The sequence below is a fragment of the Aeromonas sp. ZOR0002 genome (genome assembly GCF_963866995.1).
GTDB lineage: Bacteria > Pseudomonadota > Gammaproteobacteria > Enterobacterales > Aeromonadaceae > Aeromonas > Aeromonas caviae.
The window spans coordinates 1943-6419 of the sequence record NZ_CAWMFQ010000191.1 but is presented as its reverse complement, the minus strand read 5'-3'; the positions used below and the strand labels follow the sequence as shown (position 1 = coordinate 6419).

The following is a 4477-nucleotide window of genomic DNA, read 5'->3' as shown; positions in this document are numbered from 1 at the left end:
AGTTTCAGTCCCTGCTCCCGAGCGAAGGGGAGCAGGTCCGCCGGGGCCAGCACCCGGTTGGCGAGCCCGAGACGCAGCGCCTCTTCCCCATCGATGGCCTCTGCCAGCAGCAACAGCTCCGCCGCCTTGAGGTGACCGACGGCGCGTGGCAGCAGCAGGCTGGCGGCAAACTCCGGCACCAGTCCCAGCTCGACGAAAGGCAGCTGCAGCCGGGCGTTGTCACCCAGATAGACCAGGTCGCAGTGCAGCAGCAGGGTAGTGCCTATGCCGACTGCCGGGCCGCCCACGGCGGCGATCACCGGTTTGGGGAAGTCCGCCAGGGTGTGCAGAAATTGCAGGATGGGGTCGTCCGGCTCAAGGGCATGCTTGCCAACAAAGTCGGCCAGATCGTTGCCGGCGGTGAAGCACTCCGCCTGGCCCTGCAACAGCAGCACATGGACCTCTTCGTCCCGGGCGGCCTGGCGCAGTGCGTCGGTCAGCGCCAGATACGTCTCCGTGTTGAGGGCATTGCGCTTTTCCGGTCGATTGAAGGTCAGGGTGAGCAAGCCGTCCTGCTGTTCGGCCAGAATTGTGAGGGCCATGTCTGAATCCTTGTTGTCGGGGGCTGTCAAAAGTTTGCCAAAGGGGTAAGCTTTGTCTCGTTTAACAACATCATAAAAGGATTTCAACCATGTTTAAACGTGCGTTTTATTCCACCATGGCACTGCTTCTGGCCGCCCCGGCCCTGGCCAAGGTCGACGCGGTCGATGGTTATGTGCGTCTGCTGCCCCCTGGCTCGCCGAACACGGCGGCGTTCATGGTGCTCAGGAACGATGGGGACAAACCGGTGAAACTGGTGGCGGGAGCGTCTCCTGAGGCGGGCCGTGTCGAGCTGCACACCCATTTGCACGAGAACGGCGTCATGAAGATGCGCCAGGTGGAGAGCATCGAGATCCCGGCCAAGGGGGAGGCCGTGCTCAAGCCCGGCAGCCTGCACATCATGTTGTTCGATATCCATACCCTGGCCCAGGGCACGCCCTTCCCGCTGACCCTGACCCTGGACGATGGGCAGACGCTGTCACTGAGCCTGCCCGTGAAGCCGGTCGAACCCATGAAAGGGATGAAGCACTGACATTTATGGACGCTTGTTCAGCTTTTTACTCTAGGTATTCCTTGCCCAGCGGGTAAAATGATGGCCTTTCCAGTCCAAAATGGAGCGAAGTGATGAAGAAGACCCTGATTGCCGGCACTGTGATGGCTCTGCTCAGCCATGGGGCCATGGCCGCCAATGACTGGCGTTTTGCGGCGGGTGCCGATCTGTGGAATGCCCAGGGAAGTGGCCAGGTCAGCAGCGTGGGTGCCGATGGCAGCTACGACGAGAACTACAACTGGAGCGGCTACCTGCAACTGGAGCACGGCATCCTGCTGCTGCCCAACGCCAAGTTCGAAATGTCCGACTTCAGCAGCAGCGGCGGCAGCTTCAACAACGATCTGCTGGCTTACGACCTGAGCCTCTACTATCGCCTGTTCAACAACGATCTGTTCCAGATCGATCTGGGTCTGACCGGTCGTCGCTACGACGGTGATTTCAACACCCAGCACTACTCCTATGACAAGGATGTGCTGATGGCCTACACCGGGGGTGAAGTACGCATCCCGGGGACCGGCTTTGCGGCGTTTGGCGATATGCGGGTGCAGGATGCCGACAACTACGACTACCGTCTGGGCGGCTCCTACAAGTTCTCTTCCGTGCCGCTCAAGATCCGTGCCGGCTGGCGTGAGGCCGAGATGGACTTCGATCGCGTCGATCAGACCATCGACGGCTGGTTCATCGGTGGTGAATTCACCTTCTGATCTCCCTGAGGAGCACACATGGGCCACATCATAGTGACTGGCGCGGGGTCCGGACTGGGCCGCGCCCTGACCATAGGGCTGGTTGAACGCGGCCATCAGGTTTCCATGATGGGTCGCCGTTACCAGAAACTGCAGGAGCAGGAAGAGCTGCTCGGCAAGGCGGTGATCGGCATTGCCGCCGATCTCGCACACCACGAAGAGGTGGATGTCGCCTTTGCCGCTGCGGTGGAGTGGGGCGGCCTGCCCGACATGGTGATCCACTGTGCCGGTGTCGGCGAGTTCGGCCCGGTGGGTGTCTACACCGCCGAGCAGATCCGCCGGGTGGTGGAGAGTAATCTCATCTCCACCATACTGGTGGCCCAGCAGACGGTGCGCCTCATCGGTGACAAGGGCGGCGTGCTGGCGAATGTGCTCTCCTCTGCCGCCCAGACCGGCAAGGCCAACGAGAGCCTCTATTGCGCCTCCAAATGGGGCATGCGCGGCTTTCTCGAATCCTTGCGGGCCGAGCTGAAGAGTGCTCCCCTGCGACTGGTGAACCTCTATCCGAGCGGGATCCGCAGCGAGTTCTGGGAGAATTCGGATCACGTGGATTCGAGTGGCTTCATGACGCCGGAAGACGCTGCAGCCTACATGCTGGATGCGCTGGCCGCGAGAAGCAGCTGCCATGTGACCGATCTCTTTATCGGTCGCAATAGTTGAGATAGTGGGCTCCGGCCTTTGCCGCCCGGGACAGCAGAAACAAAAAGCGCGCCATTTGGCGCGCTTTTTCATTGATGTGCAGTGCTAAATTATCTGCTTGCCTGCCTCTCTTTACGCCGGGCCATCATGGATGTGAAGGCGGGTAAATTCAGTGCCGACATGGCATGGATGATTGATGATGCATGTCGGCACATATTATTTCCGAGTCGCATATTCCCGCAGGAAGGATGGAATCACCTGTTTTGGCTTCTTGCCAAGGGTCAGCAGCAATTCAAAGTCCGGGTCGATAATGCCATGTCGACACGCCAGCTCTTCCAACAAGGCAAGCCAGAGGTGGGCCGTCACCTCTGCATCCGCCAGGGCACGGTGAAACACCTCGTCATTGGGCAGACTCCGGTATTGCACCAGGGTACCCAGCTTGTGATCCGGGGCATCGGGAAACAGGCGCCTCGATAGCAGCAGGGAACAGGCGAACTGGCCGCGGTATTGCGCCGGCAATCGCTCTATTTCCGCATCCAGAAAGCGCTTGTCGAAGGAGGCGTTGTGGGCGACCAGATTGTCATCACCGATAAAGTCGACGAAATCCGCCATCACCTCGTTACAGGGGGGAGCCTGTTTCAGCATGGCATTGCTGATCCCGGTATATTGCTCGATGAAGCTGCTCACGTTGAAGCCCGGATTCATCAATGCCGAGAAACGCTCACTGATATGGCCATCCTTGATTCTGACGGCACCGATCTCGATGGCTCTATCCCCTTGTCCGGGTGAAAGCCCTGTGGTCTCGAAGTCGAGCACGACAACGGTATTGGCTGAGGCGATGGACATAACTTCTCGGGCAAGCTGGGTAAAGAGCGCCAGTCTAGGAAATCAGCCGTACCGTGTACAGGGCAATGCAGTTATCTCATTGGTTCACGCTGGAGACGCATTTTTGTGCATCATGGCTGAGAGCCATATAAAAAGCCCCGAGTGCCGTGGCACTCGGGGCTTTCCTATGAAAAGCGAGAGGCGGTGTCGCGTTATCAGCGACCCAGCTTGGCCTTGAGCAGGGCAACGATCTCTTTGATCGCCACTTCCTGCTTCTCGCCGGAGCGGCGGCACTTGTACTCCACCACGCCGTTGTCCAGACCACGGTCACCGATGACGATGGCGTGGGGCACACCGATCAGCTCCATGTCGGCGAACATCACACCCGGGCGCTCCTTGCGGTCGTCAAACAGCACGTCTACACCGGCGGCTTTGAGCTCGGCGTAGAACTGCTGTGCCTGCAGGGCCACGCGCTCGGACTTGTGCATGTTCATCGGCACGATGGCCACTTCGAACGGGGCGATGGCGTCCGGCCAGATGATGCCGTATTGGTCGTTGTTCTGCTCGATGGCCGCAGCCACCAGACGGGAAACCCCGATACCGTAGCAACCCATCTCCATGGTGACGGACTTGCCGCCTTCGTTCAGCACGCTCGCCTTCATCGCTTCGGAGTACTTGGTACCCAGCTGGAAGATGTGGCCCACTTCGATACCGCGCTTGAGCAGCAGCTTGCCCTGGCCGCACGGGCTCGGGTCGCCTTCCACCACGTTGCGCAGGTCGGCCACTTCGTAAGCGGTGATGTCGCGATCCCAGTTGGCACCGGTCAGGTGGAAACCGGTCTCGTTGGCGCCGCAAACAAAATCGCTCAGATGGGCGGCGCTGCGATCGACGATGATGCGACCGGCAAAGCCGACCGGGCCGATGGAGCCTGCGTCGCAACCGGCGGCAGCCTTGATCTGCTCGTCATTGGCGAAGGTCAGCGGGTTAGCCACGCCAGAAAGCTTCTCGGCCTTGATTTCGTTCAGCTCGTGGTCGCCACGCAGTACCAGGGCGATGACGGCCTGTTTGCCGTGCTCGTCTTCCTCGGCCAGTACCAGCAGGGTCTTGGCGATGGCGGTCGGCGCCACGTTCAGGAAAGCGG

The 4477-nt window shown here is 60.2% G+C and carries 6 protein-coding genes; 3 read left to right on the top strand and 3 right to left on the bottom strand.

Features of this window, described 5'->3' with window-relative positions; translation table 11 throughout:
- On the bottom strand, window positions 1-581 hold a 581-nt coding region (locus AACR77_RS11590; RefSeq protein ID WP_042881579.1), incomplete at its 3' end, for an enoyl-CoA hydratase-related protein.
- A gap of 89 nt (window positions 582-670) precedes the next feature.
- Between AACR77_RS11590 and AACR77_RS11585 the strand changes: the two genes are divergently transcribed.
- The 3 genes from AACR77_RS11585 to AACR77_RS11575 all read left to right on the top strand — a co-directional run bounded on the left by AACR77_RS11585 (window position 671) and on the right by AACR77_RS11575 (window position 2532).
- On the top strand, window positions 671-1111 hold the full coding sequence (locus AACR77_RS11585) for a copper chaperone PCu(A)C (RefSeq protein ID WP_039039478.1): 441 nt from the start codon (window positions 671-673) through the stop codon (window positions 1109-1111).
- Between the two features lie 92 nt (window positions 1112-1203).
- Window positions 1204-1833, top strand: coding sequence for a TIGR04219 family outer membrane beta-barrel protein (locus AACR77_RS11580; protein WP_010672862.1), 630 nt, complete (start codon window positions 1204-1206; stop codon window positions 1831-1833).
- Window positions 1834-1851: 18 nt separating this feature from the next.
- Window positions 1852-2532, top strand: coding sequence for an SDR family oxidoreductase (locus AACR77_RS11575; RefSeq protein ID WP_041214522.1), 681 nt, complete (start codon window positions 1852-1854; stop codon window positions 2530-2532).
- Window positions 2533-2727: 195 nt separating this feature from the next.
- On the opposite strand, the gene AACR77_RS11570 is transcribed toward AACR77_RS11575, so the two are convergent.
- Both AACR77_RS11570 and proS read right to left on the bottom strand, forming a co-directional pair.
- Entirely contained in the window at window positions 2728-3357 is a 630-nt protein-coding gene (locus AACR77_RS11570) for a 3'-5' exonuclease (RefSeq protein ID WP_042881577.1), read from the bottom strand.
- Between the two features lie 194 nt (window positions 3358-3551).
- On the bottom strand, window positions 3552-4477 hold a 926-nt coding region (gene proS, locus AACR77_RS11565; RefSeq protein WP_156133356.1), incomplete at its 5' end, for a proline--tRNA ligase.

Excerpts from the sequence above, each read along its gene's own strand:
- AACR77_RS11585 (WP_039039478.1), top strand. The coding sequence starts at position 671 with ATGTTTAAACGTGCGTTTTATTCCACCATGGCACTGCTTCTGGCCGCC.
- AACR77_RS11580 (WP_010672862.1), top strand. The coding sequence starts at position 1,204 with ATGAAGAAGACCCTGATTGCCGGCACTGTGATGGCTCTGCTCAGCCAT.
- AACR77_RS11575 (WP_041214522.1), top strand. The coding sequence starts at position 1,852 with ATGGGCCACATCATAGTGACTGGCGCGGGGTCCGGACTGGGCCGCGCC.
- AACR77_RS11570 (WP_042881577.1), bottom strand. The coding sequence starts at position 3,357 with ATGTCCATCGCCTCAGCCAATACCGTTGTCGTGCTCGACTTCGAGACC.